Source organism: Cellulomonas algicola, from assembly GCF_003851725.1.
In the GTDB taxonomy this organism is placed as follows: domain Bacteria; phylum Actinomycetota; class Actinomycetes; order Actinomycetales; family Cellulomonadaceae; genus Cellulomonas; species Cellulomonas algicola.
Genome location: NZ_BHYL01000075.1, coordinates 1 through 16,366, shown reverse-complemented (window position 1 = coordinate 16,366; position 16,366 = coordinate 1). Strand labels below are relative to the sequence as shown.

Genomic DNA, 16,366 nt, shown 5'->3' with positions numbered 1-16,366 from the left:
GACGAACGTGCCGCACTCTTGCCCACCTGGCTCGAGCACTACAACCTGGACCGACCCCACCTCGGCATCGGCGGCCAACGCCCCATCGACCGAGTCAACAACGCAGCGGGTCAGTACAGCTAGGCCGCCAGCTCGGGGTCGGTAGTGAGTTCGACGTTGGCCCAGAGCTCGTAGCCGAGCGTCTCGAGTCGTCCGAGGAGTGCGCGGCGGACCCGGTCCTCACCGGAGACGTCCCACCCGCCGGCTGCCACGACGAAGTCGATCTCGACGTAGAGCCGCTCGCCGAGCTTGGTCGCGCGGACGACAGGACTGGGCAGGTCGAACTCGGCGCGAACCTCTTCGACAGCGCGGTCGATCCTGGTGGCGATCTCGGTGGGCGGGGCGGCCTCCATGAGCTCGAGCCCGGCCGCCCGCAACAGCCGCAGGGGGATCGGCACGAGCACCACGCAGGCCAGGAGCACGAGCCCCGGGTCGACGTAGCGCACGACGTCGTCGAGCGACCAGACGGCCAGGAGCAGGGCCACTCCCGCGCCCGCCGCATAGACGAGACTCAGCAGGGCTCCGGCGCGCCACTGGGCGACCTCGGCGACCACAAGGTCGGAGGCGGGCGCGGTGCGCCTGAGCCAGCGGACCAGGCCGATCGAGCAGACCATCGACAGCAGCCCGTAGGCGACGACAGTGCCGGCAGCGACGTCGGAGCCTCCGGCCAGGATGATCGCGACAGCGTCCGCGGCCGCGTAGACGAGCGTCCCGAGCAGCGCGGCGCCCTGGATCGCGATCGCGATCGGGGTCACCGCCTGCCGACCGAACGGGAAGCGGGCGCTCGGCGCGATCGCCGCAGCCCGGGACGCAGCGAGGGACAGCGCGGACAACACGATCCCGAGGAGGACGAAAGCGCCGTCGAAGAGCAGCACCCGGGACTGCGCCACGACGCCCCAGACGAGCGCCGCAGCCCCGATCACAGACGCGCCGACGATCGACCCGACCAGTGCTCGACGCTCGACCTTCTTGGCGTCGACGTCGGCCACGGGAGTCAGCGCCCGAACCGGACCACGGCCGGCGCCGAGGTCACCACCGTCGTCGCGACGACCAGTCGCCGGCCGATCCGCACGGTGCCCCCATCGATGCCTCCTGACCCGTCAACCTACCGATCTCGCCAGGTCGAGGCGGGCTCAACGCGCTACGGTCGATCACAGCGACAGGAACGGCACGGACCACCAGACCGGAGTCCCGATGAACGAGCTGCTCAGCGTCCTCAACTCCGAGGAGCGCGACCTGGTGCGGGAGACCGAACCGGCGCGGATGGATCACCTCGACGAGGACGAGCTGCTGACGCTGCACCAACGGGTCCGCCGCGCACGCAAGAAGTACCAGAAGAACTACCGCCGCCAGGCCGCCGCCGGGGTGCAGGACCACGGCGGCCGCGGGGCCGCACGACCCAAGAACACCCGGGCGGCGCAGAAAGCCGAGATCTTCGAGGACGTGCTCGCCCAGGTCAGCGACCGGTTGGCGGTGCTGGCCAGGGCAGCGGCCGAGGAGCTCAAGCAAGAGCGGCTGGCTGCCGCGCAGGCCGGCCGGTCCACCGGCCCCGCCAGCGAGGGGCCAATGGGCACAGGCTCCGGTCCGGGGGTCGCCCGCGATCATCAGCAGACGACCGGGGGCGCCAAGCGCGACGCCTCGTCCCAGGCCGCCGGCGCGCGACGCCAGGCGGCTCGCGACGGCCGTTGACGGCTGACCGAGGCGAAGGCCTGGCAGAGTGATCGTGCGCCAATGACCTCATGACCACCTCGCTGGACTGAGGGTCGGCTCTGCGACGCGTAGGTGGCAGCGGGTCTCAGGCGGCGAGTGCGACACGAGGGGTGTCGAGGTGTACCCGCCGGCTCACGTGCTCAGGGCTGCTGCCGCGCTCCATGTCTTAGAGACCCGGTGCGCTCGACCGAGTGGGACCCGCGTTGCTGCAGCGATGCGCGCGGCCACGCCTATCCGCCAGGGCCACGCACACGCGATGTGCTGACGGGCGGCCGTCCAGATGCCTCACAGGCCGCCCGGGACGCTCCGGGAGCGCCCTGATGGCTCTGGAGGTGTCCAGATGTGGTGCCCCGAGTGGGATTCGAACCCACACTGGATCGGGTTTGAGCCGAACGCCTCTGCCGGTTGGGCTATCGGGGCCAGGCCGCCAGGATAGACGCGAACCGCACCCGTCCGACCGGGCGTCACCAGCACGCGGACACCGCCGCGACACACGGGCCGACCGCGTCGCGACCCACGACGCACCGCCTCCGTGAGCACCGCCGCCGACGCGCCCACCTGCTGCGGCGTACGTCACAGCGCCGGTTGCCCGCAACCCGCCCACCCACGGCGACTACGCTGTGCACCGTGACCACGGACGAGACCCCCGAGCCCACCGAGGCGACCCCCCTCGACCTGCCGAGCGCGGCCCCGGCGGCGGAGCCCGCCCCCGAGCCCGCGAGCAGCACCACGGGGCGCCCGGCGCGCCGCGCGGTCGTCGCCGAGGACGAGGCCCTCATCCGCATGGACGTCGTCGAGACGCTGCGCGACGCGGGCTTCGACGTCGTCGGCGAGGCCGGTGACGGTGAGCAGGCGGTCGCCCTCGCGACGGAGCTCAAGCCCGACGTCGTCGTCATGGACGTGAAGATGCCGGTCCTCGACGGCATCTCGGCGGCCGAGCGCATCGGCAAGGCCCACCTCGCGCCCGTCGTGCTCCTCACCGCGTTCTCGCAGACCGAGCTCGTCGAGCGTGCGCGCGACGCCGGCGCGATGGCGTACGTCGTCAAGCCGTTCAGCCCGGCCGACCTGCTGCCCGCGGTCGAGATCGCCATCTCGCGGTACGCGCAGATCAGCGCGCTCGAGTCCGAGGTCGCCGACCTCGCCGAGCGGTTCGAGACCCGCAAGCGCGTGGACCGCGCGAAGGGCCTGCTCATGACCAAGATGGGCCTCACCGAGCCCGAGTCGTTCCGCTGGATCCAGAAGACGTCGATGGACCGCCGCCTCACCATGCGCGAGGTCGCCGACGCCGTCATCGAGCAGGTCGGCGGCGGCGCGTCCTGACGCCCGCCCCACGGTCACGAGGCCGGTCGAGCATCACGCTCGGCCGGCCTCGCTTTTGTCACAACTCTGCAACAAACATGCCCTGAGACAGAGACATTCACATCCCGGATACAAAGACTGGTTACCTTCGCGCCACACTGCACCGATCCTCACCAGGGATCGGCGGGACGCAGTACTCGACAAGAGGGGTACCACGCATGATTCGTTCGACACACGCAGTCAGGGCCGCAGCCCTGGCGGGCGCTGCCGCGCTGATCCTCGCCGCGTGCAGCGGCGGGGACGGCGACAGCGGCGACGACGCGACCGACGGCGGCTCCGACTCGGCCGCCGCGCTCAAGATCGGCACGCTGCTGCCGCAGACCGGCTCGCTCGCGCAGCTCGGCCCGCCCGAGATCGCCGGCGTCGACCTCGCGGTCAAGGACATCAACGAAGCAGGCGGGGTCCTCGGCTCGGACGTCGAGGCCGTGCACACCGACTCCTCGGACGCCGAGCACGCCGAGGTCGCCACCCAGTCGGTGCAGGACCTCATCAGCCAGGACGTCTCGGTCATCGTCGGTGCCGCGTCGTCCTCGGTGACGCGCAACGTCATCGACGACATCACCGGCGCCAAGATCGTGCAGATCTCGCCCGCCAACACGGCGACGGACCTGTCCGGCACGAACGACTTCTACTTCCGCACCGCCCCGCCGGACACCGTCCAGGGCTCTGCGCTCGCCAACCTGATCCTCGGGGACGGCGCCGTGAACCCCGGCATCCTCGTCTTCAACGACGACTACGGCACGTCGCTGCGCGACGTCGTCGAGAAGGTCGTCACGGACTCGGGCGCGACCCTCGCGTACGGCTCCGCCGGCCAGGAGTTCGACCCGAACGAGACGAACTACACCTCGATCGTCAGCAACGCGCTGGCGGCCGGGCCGGACGCGATCGCGATCATCGCGTTCACCACGCAGACGCCGCTCATCATCAGCGAGCTGGCCGCGCAGGGCTACGACATGTCGAAGGTCTACTTCGTCGACGGCAACCTCACGCAGTTCGGCGAGGAGTTCCAGGCCGGTCTGCTCGAGGGTGCCCAGGGCACCCTGCCCGGTGCGTTCCCGAGCGAGGAGTTCCAGGCCCGGCTCGCCGAGGTCAACGACTCGCTGAGCGACTACTCGTACGCCGCCGAGTCGTACGACGCCACGATCCTCGCCGCGCTCGCCGCGGTGAAGGGCGGCGACACCGACGGTGAGACCATCCAGGCCAACCTGGCCGCGGTCTCGGGTGCCGACGGTGGCGAGAAGTGCGACACGTTCGCCGACTGCGTCAAGCTGCTCGACGACGGCAAGGACATCGACTACGAGGCCGTCTCGGGCGTCGGTCCGTTCAACGCGGACAACGACCCGTCGTCCGCGTACATCGGTGTCTACACCTTCGGTGCGGACAACAAGTACACGTTCACGAAGTCGGAGTTCGGCGAGGTCGGCTGAACGCAGACCTGACGGGCGCTCGCCCGTCGGACGTGACCGAGGGGTCGGTGCGGCACGAGCCGCGCCGGCCCCTCGGCCGTTCCTCGCGCCCGCGCGTCCTGCTGGGCCGTCCTGTGCGCCCGGAGGCCGCCTCGCTCCGACCAGCACGCCCGGTGGCCTCGATGCGACCTCCAGCGCGTCCCGTGGGCCGTCAGGACCCGTCAGGACCCGTCAGGGCTCGTCAGGGCGGGCCAGGGTCCTCCCGGCTCAGGCGGGCAGCGCGACGTCCAGGACGAGGGCGCGGTGGTCGGAGAGGCCGGTGTCGACCGAGACGGCCGGCCGGGACACGTGGAGCGGCCCGTCGGCGAGCACGTGGTCGAGCTGGCGCTCCGGGACGCCCACGGGGTACGTCGGGACGGTCGCCAGCGGCCGCATGCCGGTCGCACGCTGCGGCCGGTCCGGCTCGAGGTTGAGGTCGCCCATGAGCACGAGAGGGCGGGGGAGCGGCTGCACCTGCCCCACGAGGTGCCGCAGCTGCCGGACGTTCCAGCCGGGGATGAACGTGAGGTGGGTCGCGACCACGGTCAGCGTGAACGCGGGCCCGTCGACGACCGCGGCGAGCGCCGCGCGCGGCTCGTCCCGCACGAGCGTCGGCCACCGTTCCCCGGGCCACCGCACGGGAGCGCGGCGACGCAGCGTGGGAAGCGTCAGGACGCGCCACTCGCGGACCGGGTGCCGGCTCAGCAGCGCGATGCCGTACCGGGCGGCCGACGGCTCGCGGTCGCCCGTCGCCGCCGTCCAGAGGCCCGGCTCGCCGTGCAGCGTCGCGACGAACCGGTGGTGGGGCGCTCCCATCGCGTCGGCCGCGACGACCGTGAGGTCGGCGCCGTGCGAGCGGGGCTGGTCGCGGTCGACCTCCTGGAGGGCGAGCACGTCGGCGTCGAGGCCGCGCACCGCGGCGGCGAACCGGTCGAGGTCGACCTCGCCGTCGACGGTGGACCGGCCGTGCAGGATGTTGAAGGTCGCGAGTCGCACCCTCGCGATTCTCGTCGTCGACCTGCGGGTCTGCGCGGCGGGATGAAGGATGGCCCGATGACGGTGCAGGGAGCCCTCGAGAACCCGCCGGACGACCGCACGGCGCTGCAGGACGGCCTGCGGCTCGTCGCGGTGGCGCTGACGGACGCGCAGATCCCGTTCGCGCTCGTCGGCGGGTACGCGTCGTGGGCGCGCGGCGCGCCCGAGCCGAGCCACGACGCGGACTTCGCCGTGACGGAGGAGGACGTCGACCGGGCCAAGGCCGCGATCGCGGCCGCGGGGCTGGTCGTCGAGCAGCCCGCGGAGAACTGGCTCTTCAAGGCGTTCCACCACGGGCAGCTGGTGGACGTGCTGTTCCGGATGGTCGGTCAGCCGGTGACGCGCGAGCTGCTGGAGCGCAGCGACGAGCTCGAGGTGCTGGCGGTGCGGATGCCGGTGCTGGGCGCCACCGACATCGTGTCGGCGAAGATGCGGGTGCTCGGCGAGCACGCGTGCGACTTCGGACGGCTGCTGGCGATCGTCCGCGCGCTGCGGGAGCAGATCGACTGGGACCGGGTCCGTCAGGACGTGCGCGACCACCCGTACGGCAAGGCGTTTCTGTTCCTCGCCGACGAGCTGGGCATCACCGGGCTGCCGCACGGAGACGTCGACGTCGAGCCCGGACGCACGGACGCGGCGGGGTCGTCCGACCCGGCATGACACGCGGGACGCGCCGACGAAAGCGGACCTGAAAGGGTTCAGGCCGGAGACGGAAGCGCTTCGACGTCACTAGCGTGCCGCTCCTGCACCCGCTGCGACCGCACGCGCGACGCCGGTCGCCCGACGTCTGGAGCGTCATGCCGCACCTTCGACCCACCCGCCCACGGGCCACCGCCCGCGCCGTCACGGCCGGGGCCGTCGCCCTGCTCGCCGCCGCAGGCGCCGTCGTGCCCGGCACCTCCGCCTCGGCCGTAGCGGGCTGCACCGCCCGCTACGCGGTCGCGTCGTCGTGGGGCACCGGCTTCACCGGCGACCTCGCCGTCACCGTCGACCGACCCGTCGACGGCTGGCAGCTCACCTGGACGTTCACCGCCGGGGAGAACCTCGTGCAGGGCTGGAACGCCGACCTCACGACGAGCGGCACGGCGGTCACCGCCCGCGCGCCCGCCTGGAAGCAGCGCCTCGCGGCGGGGGAGACGTGGACCGTCGGCTTCAACGCGACGCACAACGGCCGGACGCCGCCACCCGCGGACGTCCGGCTGAACGGGGTCACGTGCACGGTGGCCGGCCAGCCCACCCCGACCACGTCACCCACCCCGACACCGACGCCGACAGCGACGCGCACCCCCACGCCCACGCCGACCGTCACGCCCGGCCCCACGCCCTCGCCGACCCGCACGCCGACGCCCACGCCCACCCCGACGACGGCGCCGACCGTCTGGAACCCGCCGGCCGCGCTCGTCACACCCCTCGACGAGGTGTGGCGGCACCAGGAGCAGACGTACAACAGCGGCAACCTCTACGGCTTCCGCAACTTCGGTTGGGACCAGGTGGTCGCGAACGGTGGGTACCTCAACGTGCGCGTGCGGTGGGACTCCGCGAAGACGGTCACGGCGGCGCAGCGCGACCGCATCCACGCGCAGTACGAGGCCCAGTACCGGAAGTGGTTCGCGACGCTCCTGAACGCCGACGGGACGCGCTGGAACGGCTGGCCGTACCCGGAGGTCGACATCCGGGTCGTCGGCTGGGCGGTGCGCGACCGGTCGCTGCTGCAGTGGACCGACGCGTCCGTCGACGTGTACGTCGGGGACATCCGCGAGAACGCCCCGCAGTGCCCGGAGTCGCTCGGGCGGTTCTTCCACCAGGACGGCCGGTACCCGGGCGGGGCGGAGCGGCACTACGACCAGTCGTTCTGGCTGACCGACGGGTTCGGCGGCGGGGCGGGCGGGGACTGGGGCCAGCGGATGGGCACCGAGTACTTCCTCGGTGCGCTCGACAGCCCGGACGTGACGATCCTGCAGCACGAGATCGGGCACACGTTCGGCCTGGACGACTTCTACGACTGGACCCCGACGGGCGTGCAGCGGTTCGTCATGCGCGCAGGGTCGGCCGCCGCCATCACGGAGTTCGACGCCTGGATGTTCCGCGACTGGTGGCGGCACCTGAAGCCGCGCTACGGGCTCTGACGCGCCGCGGCCCGCGGGGGAGGAGTCCCTGCCCCGCGGGCCGCGGACGTCGCGACGGGATGCCCGTCAGGCGGGCGTCGCGGGACCCGCGTCGTCCGTCCGGCGTGCCGCGCTCTCGACGTCCGTCGCGAGCGTGCCGAGGTACAGCTGGATGACCTTCGGGTCGTGCATGAGGTCCCGGCCGGGCCCGGAGTACGCGTTGCGGCCCTGGTCGAGCACGTACCCGCGGTCGCAGATCTGCAGCGCACGTCGGGCGTTCTGCTCGACGATGACCACGGACACGCCCGCCTTGTTGATGCGCCGCGTCCGCAGGAACGTCTCGTCCTGCTTGACGGGCGACAGGCCGGCGGACGGCTCGTCGAGCAGCAGGACCGTCGGCTCCATCATGAGCGCGCGCGCCATCGCGACCATCTGCCGCTCGCCGCCCGACAGGGACCCCGCCCGCTGCTTGCGGCGCTCGCCCAGGGTCGGGAACAGGTCGGCGACGAAGGCGAACCGCTCGTTGAACTTCCGGGGCGCCTGGTAGGCCCCCATCTGCAGGTTCTCCTCGATCGTGAGCGAGGGGAACACGTTGTTCGTCTGCGGCACGAACCCGACGCCGCGCCGCACCAGGTGGTCGGCGCGCAGGTTCGTGATGGCCTCGCCGCCGAGCGTGACCGACCCCGAGCGGACGGGCACGAGCCCGAACAGCGACTTGAGCAGCGTCGACTTGCCCGCGCCGTTCGGCCCGATGATGCCGACGAGCTCCCCGGGGTGCAGCACGAGGTTGCACCCGTTGAGGATGTCGACGCCCGGCAGGTACCCGGCGACGAGGTCCGTCGCCGCGAGCAGGGGCTCGCCGGGAGGCGCACCGCGGTGCAGCGCGGCCCGGTCGCCGACGGCGACCGCCGTGTCGGCCGGGGCGGCGTCGTGGTCGTCCCGGGTGACGGCGTCCATCGCGTCGCTCATCGCGACCCCTCCTCGTCCTCGGCCCGGAGCTGCTCGAGCACGGCGTCGTCGAGGAGCGCGTCGTCCCCGAGGTCGGTGTCGTGGTGCGCGCCGAGGTAGGCGTCGATCACGGCGGGGTTCTGCATGACCGACTCGGGCGGCCCCTCGGCGACGATGCGGCCTTCGGTCATGACGATCACCCAGTCGGAGATGTGCCGGACCATGTGCATGTCGTGCTCGACGAACAGCACGGTCGTGCCGTCGTCGCGCAGCGCCTGGATGTGCCCGAGCAGCGACTGGGTGAGCGCGGGGTTCACGCCCGCCATGGGCTCGTCGAGCATGATCATCCGGGGCTTCGCCATGAGGGCGCGCGCCATCTCGAGCAGCTTGCGCTGGCCGCCCGACAGGCTGCCGGCGAAGTCGTCGCGCTTGGTGTCGAGCTTGAACCGCGTGAGGAGCTCCTCGGCCTGCGCCGTGATCTCCTGCTCGCGGCCGCGCCACAGCGGCGCGACGAGCGCGGCGAACAGGTTCTCGCCGGGCTGCTGCGTGGCGCCCAGCCGCATGTTCTCGATGACGGTCATGCGGTTGAGGGCCTTGGTGAGCTGGAACGTGCGGACCATGCCGGCCCGCGCGACGCGTGCGGCGGGGACGCCGCCGAGCGACTTCCCGTCGAACGTCCAGCGCCCGCTGTTGGGCTTGTCGAAGCCGGTGAGCAGGTTGAACAGGGTCGTCTTGCCGGCGCCGTTCGGGCCGATGAGGGCCGTGATGGCACCGCGCTGGATCTCGACGTGGTCGACGTCGACGGCGTTGACGCCGCCGAAGTGCCGGCGGACGTCGTCGGCGACGAGGATCGGGTCGGGCTTGCGGGCGCCGGGCTCGTGCGGGACGTCGCGCAGCGCGGCGACGGCGGCGTCCCGCGCGGCGGTCGACGGCGTGGCGACGGGCGGCACGGCGGCAGAGGGCTCAGTGGGCATTGATCGCGAGCTCCTTCTTGTCGCCGAGGATGCCTTGTGGTCGGAAGATGATCAGCAGCATCAGCGTGACGCCGACGATGATCCAGCCGAACTGCTCGATCTGCTCGTTGCGCAGCACCGTCGTCGGGACGACCTCGCGCATCGTGATCTTGATGAACGCGAGCACGGCCCAGAAGATGATCGAGCCGAGCACGGGCCCGAACACCGTCGCGGCGCCGCCGAGCAGCAGGATCGTCCAGACGAAGAACGTCATGGAACGGCCCATCGAGTCGGGTTGGACGGCGCGTGGCAGCACGTACAGGATGCCCGCGACCGCACCGATCACGCCGCCGAGCACGAGCGACTGCATCTTGTAGCTGTAGACGTTCTTGCCGAGCGAGCGCACGGCGTCCTCGTCCTCACGGATGCCCTTGAGCACGCGGCCCCACGGGGAGCGGATGAGCAGCCACACCAGCAGGCAGGCGAGCAGGACGACGGCCCAGCCGACGATGCGCAGCCACCAGCTGTTCGACGCGTTGACCGCGTACTCGAACGGCCCGATGGCCCAGTTCCCGTCGGGGAACGGTGAGGCGTCCTGGAACGTGTGCTTGTACTGGTTGCCGCGCAGGCCGCTCGACGCGCCCGTGAGGTCCGTGAGGGCGGTGGAGCGCCCGACGAGGCGCACGATCTCGGCGGCCGCGATCGTGACGATCGCGAGGTAGTCGCCGCGGAGCTTCAGGGTGGGGATGCCGAGGATGAGCGCGAACACGGTCGCGGCGGCGATGGCGACGAGCACCGCGGCCCACAGCGGCCAGCCCGCGATCGTGGCGATCGCGAAGCCGTACGCGCCGAGGAGCATGAAGCCCGCCTGGCCCATGTTGAGCAGGCCGGTGAGGCCGAAGTGGATGTTGAGGCCGATCGCGGCGAGCGCGTACGCGGCGGTCGTCGGCGCGAAGAACTCGCCGAGGACGATCGGGAGGATGCGTGACCAGTCCATGGTGTGTCTCCGTTATCCGACGCGCGTCGCGCGGCCGAGGATGCCCTGCGGCCGGACCAGCAGGACGAGGATGAGGATCACGAGCGCCGACGCGTAGCGCATGTCGGTCGGGATCCAGAGGCTCGACAGCTCGACGACGAGGCCGATGACGATCGATCCGGCGAGCGCCCCGAACGCGGCACCGAGGCCGCCCAGGGTGACGGCCGCGAACATGAGCAGCAGCATCGCGCCGCCCGAGTACCACGACGTCGCGCCGAAGTAGAGGCCGACGAGCACGCCGCCGAGCGCCGCGAGCCCCGCGCCGATGACCCACACCAGGCGGATCGTGCGGTTGACGGAGATGCCGGACGCCGCGGACAGGGCCGGGTTGTCGGAGACGGCGCGCGTGGCACGCCCGGCCCGGGTCCGCAGCAGGAAGTACGCGACCCCGGCCAGCGCGATCACGGCGATGAGCATCGACCAGAGCGTGGTGACGGTGAGGCGCACCGGTCCGAGCGTCACGGACGTCGGGGTCTCGGTGACGATGCGCAGCGGACCGGCCCCGAAGAAGAACTGGTACACGTACGAGATCGCCATCGACAGACCGATCGTCACGATCATCTGCTGGATCATGCCGACGCCGCGCCGACGCAGCGGCCGCCACAGGATCGCGTCCTGCAGCCACCCCGACGCCGCACCGAGGAGCACCGCGATGATCGCCGAGGGGATCAGCGGGAGCCCGACGAGCTGCGTGCCGACGTACGCGAGGATGCCGCCGAGCGACACCTGCTCGCCGTGCGCGAAGTTGCTCAGGCCGGTCGTGCCGTAGATGAGCGAGAGGCCGACGCTCGCGAGCGCGAGCAGCGTGCCGAACACCAGCCCGTTGACGGTGAGCTGCGCGACGCGCGACGCGGTGATGCCGCCGCCTCCCGTCGAGGACGACTGCGTGCCGCCGTCGTCGGTGCCCGGGGTCGGCGTCGGGCCGTCGCTCGGCTCGTCACCGCCGCCGGACCCGCCCGCGGCGGGCTCCCCGAGCGGGAACAGCGCCGCCGCAGAGGCGCCGAGGCCCACCTGCACGGTGCGCGGGTTGTTGCCGGGGTCGCGCAGCACCTCGCCCGCGGGGATCGTGGCGACGTCGAGCGTGACGACGTACTCGCCGGGCTCCGTGACCGGGATGGACCAGCGTCCCGTGGCGTCCGACGTCGCGGTGAGCTCGCCGGCGGGGCCGACGGCCTGCACGACGGCACCCGTGACGGGGTCGCCCGCCGACGTGCGCAGCGTGCCGACGATGCAGCCGGTCGCCGCGTCGGCCACGCAGGCCTGCGTCGCGGCCGCGACGGGCGCGCCGGCCCGGGCGGGCGGGGCGACCAGGAGCATCGCCGCGGCGACGAGGAGCAGGAGCAGGGGGGCGGCGGTTCGCCGGGCTTGCAGCAAGAGGGCGCTGCGGTCCAGTGCGCGTGATCGCACCTGGGACCTCCGTCCAGTTCGGGTCGTGCGCGAGCAGTGGCTCGGCGGCGCTGTCGAGCGTGCGTCGTCCAGCCGGGTGGCAGGACGATAGGGAGGGATTGTGTCTTGTTCATTACGTGAACGCGAGAGCCGGTGCCGATCGAGTGATCCGTGTCGCGGTCGTGCTGGGCGTCCGTCCAGGTCCGGCTTCACCCGGGACCTCCGGGGACTAGGCAGGTGGCGACCCCCTGCGCCATGATCGGTTCCGGTGCCGCCTGGGCAGGACGGTACCGCCCGACCGGATCCCCTCGTCCCGTCTGGAGGCTCGCCGCCGTGCGCCCAGGAACCGACGTCCGTGCCGCCTGCCCGGACGACCTCGAGGATCTCGTCGCCGTCTGCCTGGCGGCGCGACGCGAGGCCGCCGTGGGCGCGCAGCTGTGCACCGACGACGCCGACCGCCTCCGCGACCAGCTGGGAGCGCTCCGAGGCGCACCCGGCGGGCTCGTCCTCCTCGGCTCCGTGGACGGCGTCCCCAGCGGGCTGCTCCTCGCGCGCGTCGTCGGCCCCGGACCGTTCACCGACGTCGTCAGCATGAACCTCGAGGCCGTCTACGTCCTGCCCGACGCGCGCCGCCGCGGCCTCGGCCACGCCCTGCTCGCCGAGGCCGTCGCGCACGCCGAGCAGGTCGGCGCGACCGAGCTCTACGCGCTCCCGCTGCCCGGCGCGCGCGGCATGCAGCGCTTCCTGGCCCGGCTCGGCTTCGCCCCCGCGGCCGCGCACCGCGTCGTCACGACCTCGGCGCTGCAGCGCCGCCTCGCGCACGACCTCGCGCCCGCGACCCACACCGGCGTGCCGCGCCGCGCAGGATCGCGCGGCATCGAGGACCTCATCGCGCGCCGCCGCCAGGGCCGCATCCGCGCGACCGGGTTCGTCGAGCCCGTGCCGTCCGTCCCGACGCCTCGCGTCGACGCCGCCGCTCAGCGCCGCGCGTCGATCAGCATGCAGGTCACGCGCGCGGTGCAGACGCGCCGCCCGTCGCCGTCCTCGACGACCACCTCGTAGCTCGCGAGGCTCGACCCGAGGTGCAGCGCGGTGGCCGTCCCGGTGACCACGCCCGACCGCGCCGACCGGTGGTGCGTCGCGTTGATCTCGATGCCCACCGCCGCGCGCCCCGCACCCGCGTGGACCTGCGCCGCGTAGGACGCGAGCGTCTCCGCCAGCACCGCCGACGCGCCACCGTGCAGCAACCCGTACGGCTGCGTGTTCCCCGCGACCGGCATCGCGCCGACCGTGCGGTCCGCGGACAGCTCGAGCACCTCGATCCCCATCCGCTCCAGCAGGGTCCCGGTGACGGGCGGCATCGCGGCGAGCGCGTCGGTGGTGTCGGACATGGCAGATAGGTTGGCACCCGTGAGCGACGCACAGCCAGCCGCCCTGTCCACGACCGCCCCGGCCGCACCCGCCGGGCCCGCGCGGCTCCTGCTCATCGACGGGCACTCGATGGCCTACCGCGCGTTCTTCGCGCTCCCCGTCGACAAGTTCGCGACCTCCACCGGCGACCCGACCAACGCCGTCTTCGGGTTCACCTCGATGCTCGCCAACCTCCTGCGCGACGAGGAGCCCACCCACGTCGCCGTCGCGTTCGACCTCGGCCGCACGACCTTCCGCACGCAGCAGTACGAGGCCTACAAGGGCAACCGCGACGCCACCCCCGAGCCCTTCCGCGGCCAGGTCGACGTGATCCGCCGCGTGCTCGACACCATGCACATCCCCGTCATCACCAAGCCCGACTACGAGGCCGACGACGTCCTCGCCACGCTCTCGCGGCAGGCCCGCGCGCAGGGCATGCAGGTCCTCGTCATCACCGGCGACCGCGACGCCTTCCAGCTCGTCAACGACGACGTCACCGTGCTCTACCCCGTCAAGGGCGTCTCCGAGCTCGCACGCATGACCCCCGCCGCCGTCGAGGCCAAGTACGGCGTCCCGCCCGAGCGCTACCCCGACCTCGCCGCCCTCGTCGGCGAGTCCAGCGACAACCTCCCCGGGATCCCCGGCGTCGGTCCCAAGACCGCCGCCAAGTGGATCGGCCAGTTCGACGGCCTCGAGGGCATCCTCGACAACGCCGACAAGGTCACCGGCAAGGCCGGTGAGGCACTGCGCGACAACCTCGACCAGGTCCGCCTCAACCGCCAGCTCAACCGCCTCGTCGACGACCTCGAGCTCCCGCTCGGCCCCGAGGACCTCGCCGCCCGCCCCTGGGACCGCCACGCCCTCCACACCATCCTCGACGAGCTCGAGTTCCGCACCCTGCGCGACCGCCTCTTCGCGATGCTCCCCGACGAGAGCGAGAAGCCCGCCGCCGTCGCCGCCGCAGCCCTCGACCTCGCCGTCCTCGGCGCCGGCGACCTCGCCGAGTGGCTCGCCGGACGCGCCGACCGGATGCTCGGCCTCGACGTCCGCGGCTCCGGCGCACCCGCCGGAGGCGACGCGTGGGGCGTCGCGCTCGCGGACGACTCCGGCCAGGCCGCCGCGTTCGACCTCGCCGAGATCGACCCGGCCGACGAGACCGCGCTCGCCGCGTGGCTCGCCGACGCCGACCGGCCGAAGGTCGTGCACGCCGCGAAGGAGGCGTGGCACGCGCTGCGCGGTCGTGGCATGGAGCTCGCGGGCGTCACGTTCGACACCGAGCTCGCGGCGTACCTGTGCCAGCCGGACCGGCGCGCGTACGACCTCGCGGACCTCGCGATCGGGTACCTGCGGCGTGAGCTCGGCGCGCAGGAGGCGGAGGTCGGCGGCCAGGGCGCGCTGGACCTCGAGCTCGACGGCACCGACGAGGGGCGCCGCGCCGCGGTGCGCGCCTCCGCGGTGCGCGACCTCGCCGACGTGCTCGCGGGCGACCTCGCGGACCGCGGCGCGGAGCGTCTGCTGCACGAGCTCGAGCTGCCGCTCGTCGACGTCCTGGCGCGCATGGAGCGCACGGGCATCGCGACCGACCAGCCGTACCTGTCGTCGCTCGAGAAGTCGTTCGACGGCCAGGTGCAGGGCGCCGCGGCCGACGCGTACGCGGTCATCGGCCGCGAGGTGAACCTCGGCTCGCCGAAGCAGCTCCAGGAGGTGCTGTTCGACCAGCTCGGCATGCCGAAGACCAAGCGGATCAAGACGGGGTACACGACCGACGCCGCGTCGCTCACCGACCTGTTCGCGCGCACGCAGCACCCGTTCCTCGAGCACCTGCTGGCGCACCGCGACGCGATCCGCCTGCGCCAGACGGTCGAGGGGCTCCTCCGGTCGGTCGCGCCCGACGGTCGCATCCACACGACGTTCCAGCAGACGATCGCCGCGACGGGACGCCTGTCGTCGGCGGACCCCAACCTGCAGAACATCCCGATCCGCACCGAGGCGGGCCGCCAGATCCGCCGCGCGTTCGTGGTCGGCGAGGGCTACGAGACGCTGCTGACGGCGGACTACTCGCAGATCGAGATGCGGATCATGGCGCACCTCTCGGGCGACGAGGGGCTCATCGAGGCGTTCCGGTCGGGGGAGGACCTGCACTCGTACGTCGGGTCGCGCGTGTTCGGCGTGCCCACGGACGAGGTCACGTCGGCGATGCGGTCGAAGATCAAGGCGATGAGCTACGGCCTCGCGTACGGGCTGTCGTCGTACGGGCTGTCGCAGCAGCTGTCGATCGAGGTGTCCGAGGCCGCGGGGCTCATGCAGGACTACTTCGCGCGCTTCGGCGGGGTGCGCGACTACCTCACGGGCGTCGTCGACGTCGCGCGCACGACGGGCTACACCGAGACGATCCTGGGCCGCCGCCGCTACCTGCCGGACCTCACGAGCGACAACCGGCAGCGTCGCGAGGCCGCGGAGCGCATGGCGCTCAACGCGCCGATCCAGGGCAGCGCGGCGGACCTCATCAAGGTGTCGATGCTCGGTGTCGACCGGGAGCTGACCCGGCGGGGGCTGGCCTCGCGGATGCTCCTGCAGGTGCACGACGAGCTCGTGCTCGAGGTCGCCGCGGGGGAGCGCGACGAGGTCGAGGCGCTCGTGCGCGAGCAGATGGCCGCTGCGGGCGACGCCGCGCAGGGCGGCCCGCTGGACGTGCCGCTCGACGTGAGCGTCGGTGTCGGTGCCAGCTGGCACGACGCCGGCCACTGACGGGCGAGGGGCGGGCGTCGGGCCGGCGCGTCCCGCGACAGCGGGCGGCAGGCGCCGTCCGCTCGCGGGGGTGGCTCGGCAGGTCAGCGGGTCAGCGCGTGGCGGTGCGCTCGGCGAGCGCTGCGTTGTCCGCGGACGCGCCGGACGGGTGCGCCGCGTCCGTCCCCGTCGGCGCGGCGGACTCCGGTCGAG

Annotated in this window: 14 protein-coding genes and 1 tRNA gene; 7 read left to right on the top strand and 8 right to left on the bottom strand. The window is 72.7% G+C overall.

Annotation, left to right across the window (positions count from 1 at the left end):
* Positions 1-119: 119 nt before the first annotated feature.
* Positions 120-1,028: a cation efflux transmembrane domain-containing protein gene (locus CTKZ_RS05940; RefSeq protein ID WP_160142841.1), complete on the bottom strand. Its 909-nt coding sequence runs from the start codon at positions 1,026-1,028 to the stop codon at positions 120-122.
* Between the two features lie 205 nt (positions 1,029-1,233).
* On the opposite strand from CTKZ_RS05940, the gene CTKZ_RS05935 reads away from it, so the two are divergent.
* Complete coding sequence (locus tag CTKZ_RS05935) at positions 1,234-1,728, top strand: hypothetical protein (protein ID WP_124342086.1); 495 nt, start codon at positions 1,234-1,236, stop codon at positions 1,726-1,728.
* A gap of 364 nt (positions 1,729-2,092) precedes the next feature.
* Here the strand turns inward: CTKZ_RS05935 and CTKZ_RS05930 are convergent.
* Positions 2,093-2,169 (bottom strand) — tRNA-Leu (locus CTKZ_RS05930).
* A 207-nt stretch (positions 2,170-2,376) separates the two neighbouring features.
* Between CTKZ_RS05930 and CTKZ_RS05925 the strand changes: the two genes are divergently transcribed.
* Complete coding sequence (locus tag CTKZ_RS05925; RefSeq protein WP_124342085.1) at positions 2,377-3,069, top strand: ANTAR domain-containing response regulator; 693 nt, start codon at positions 2,377-2,379, stop codon at positions 3,067-3,069.
* Between the two features lie 197 nt (positions 3,070-3,266).
* Complete coding sequence (locus CTKZ_RS05920) at positions 3,267-4,535, top strand: ABC transporter substrate-binding protein (RefSeq protein WP_124342084.1); 1,269 nt, start codon at positions 3,267-3,269, stop codon at positions 4,533-4,535.
* 246 nt (positions 4,536-4,781) lie between these two features.
* Here the strand turns inward: CTKZ_RS05920 and CTKZ_RS05915 are convergent, their stop codons facing one another.
* Positions 4,782-5,549, bottom strand: coding sequence for an endonuclease/exonuclease/phosphatase family protein (locus CTKZ_RS05915; RefSeq protein ID WP_124342083.1), 768 nt, complete (start codon positions 5,547-5,549; stop codon positions 4,782-4,784).
* Between the two features lie 57 nt (positions 5,550-5,606).
* On the opposite strand from CTKZ_RS05915, the gene CTKZ_RS05910 reads away from it, so the two are divergent.
* Together CTKZ_RS05910 and CTKZ_RS05905 are read left to right on the top strand one after the other, a co-directional pair.
* Positions 5,607-6,248 (top strand): nucleotidyltransferase family protein, encoded by a 642-nt coding sequence (locus CTKZ_RS05910; RefSeq protein WP_124342082.1) that lies wholly within the window; start codon positions 5,607-5,609, stop codon positions 6,246-6,248.
* A 137-nt stretch (positions 6,249-6,385) separates the two neighbouring features.
* Positions 6,386-7,714, top strand: coding sequence for a cellulose-binding domain-containing protein (locus CTKZ_RS05905; protein WP_124342081.1), 1,329 nt, complete (start codon positions 6,386-6,388; stop codon positions 7,712-7,714).
* A gap of 66 nt (positions 7,715-7,780) precedes the next feature.
* On the opposite strand, the gene CTKZ_RS05900 is transcribed toward CTKZ_RS05905, so the two are convergent.
* Genes CTKZ_RS05900 through CTKZ_RS05885 form a run of 4 tightly spaced genes read right to left on the bottom strand, consistent with a single transcriptional unit; the run spans position 7,781 to position 12,037 of the window.
* A complete protein-coding gene (locus CTKZ_RS05900) occupies positions 7,781-8,662 on the bottom strand; it encodes an ABC transporter ATP-binding protein (RefSeq protein WP_225916968.1) in 882 nt (293 codons plus the stop codon).
* Positions 8,659-9,615, bottom strand: a complete 957-nt coding sequence (locus CTKZ_RS05895) for an ABC transporter ATP-binding protein (protein ID WP_225916969.1) — start codon at positions 9,613-9,615, stop codon at positions 8,659-8,661. The genes CTKZ_RS05900 and CTKZ_RS05895 overlap by 4 nt, the downstream gene beginning before the upstream one ends.
* The gene (locus tag CTKZ_RS05890) at positions 9,605-10,591 is read right to left on the bottom strand and encodes a branched-chain amino acid ABC transporter permease (protein WP_124342080.1); all 987 of its coding nucleotides are present in this window, start codon (positions 10,589-10,591) and stop codon (positions 9,605-9,607) included. Before CTKZ_RS05890 ends, CTKZ_RS05895 begins: the two co-directional genes overlap by 11 nt.
* Before the next feature lie 12 nt (positions 10,592-10,603).
* Positions 10,604-12,037: a branched-chain amino acid ABC transporter permease gene (locus tag CTKZ_RS05885; protein WP_124342079.1), complete on the bottom strand. Its 1,434-nt coding sequence runs from the start codon at positions 12,035-12,037 to the stop codon at positions 10,604-10,606.
* A gap of 312 nt (positions 12,038-12,349) precedes the next feature.
* Here CTKZ_RS05885 and CTKZ_RS05880 point away from each other — a divergent pair, with 312 nt between their 5' ends.
* On the top strand, positions 12,350-13,078 hold the full coding sequence (locus CTKZ_RS05880) for a GNAT family N-acetyltransferase (protein ID WP_235843363.1): 729 nt from the start codon (positions 12,350-12,352) through the stop codon (positions 13,076-13,078).
* Here CTKZ_RS05880 and CTKZ_RS05875 read toward each other — a convergent pair.
* Positions 12,994-13,407, bottom strand: a complete 414-nt coding sequence (locus CTKZ_RS05875) for a PaaI family thioesterase (protein WP_124342077.1) — start codon at positions 13,405-13,407, stop codon at positions 12,994-12,996. The genes CTKZ_RS05880 and CTKZ_RS05875 overlap by 85 nt on opposite strands.
* On the opposite strand from CTKZ_RS05875, the gene polA reads away from it, so the two are divergent.
* Positions 13,406-16,174: a DNA polymerase I gene (polA, locus tag CTKZ_RS05870; protein ID WP_225916970.1), complete on the top strand. Its 2,769-nt coding sequence runs from the start codon at positions 13,406-13,408 to the stop codon at positions 16,172-16,174. The genes CTKZ_RS05875 and polA overlap by 2 nt on opposite strands.
* The last annotated feature ends 192 nt before the right edge of the window (positions 16,175-16,366 follow it).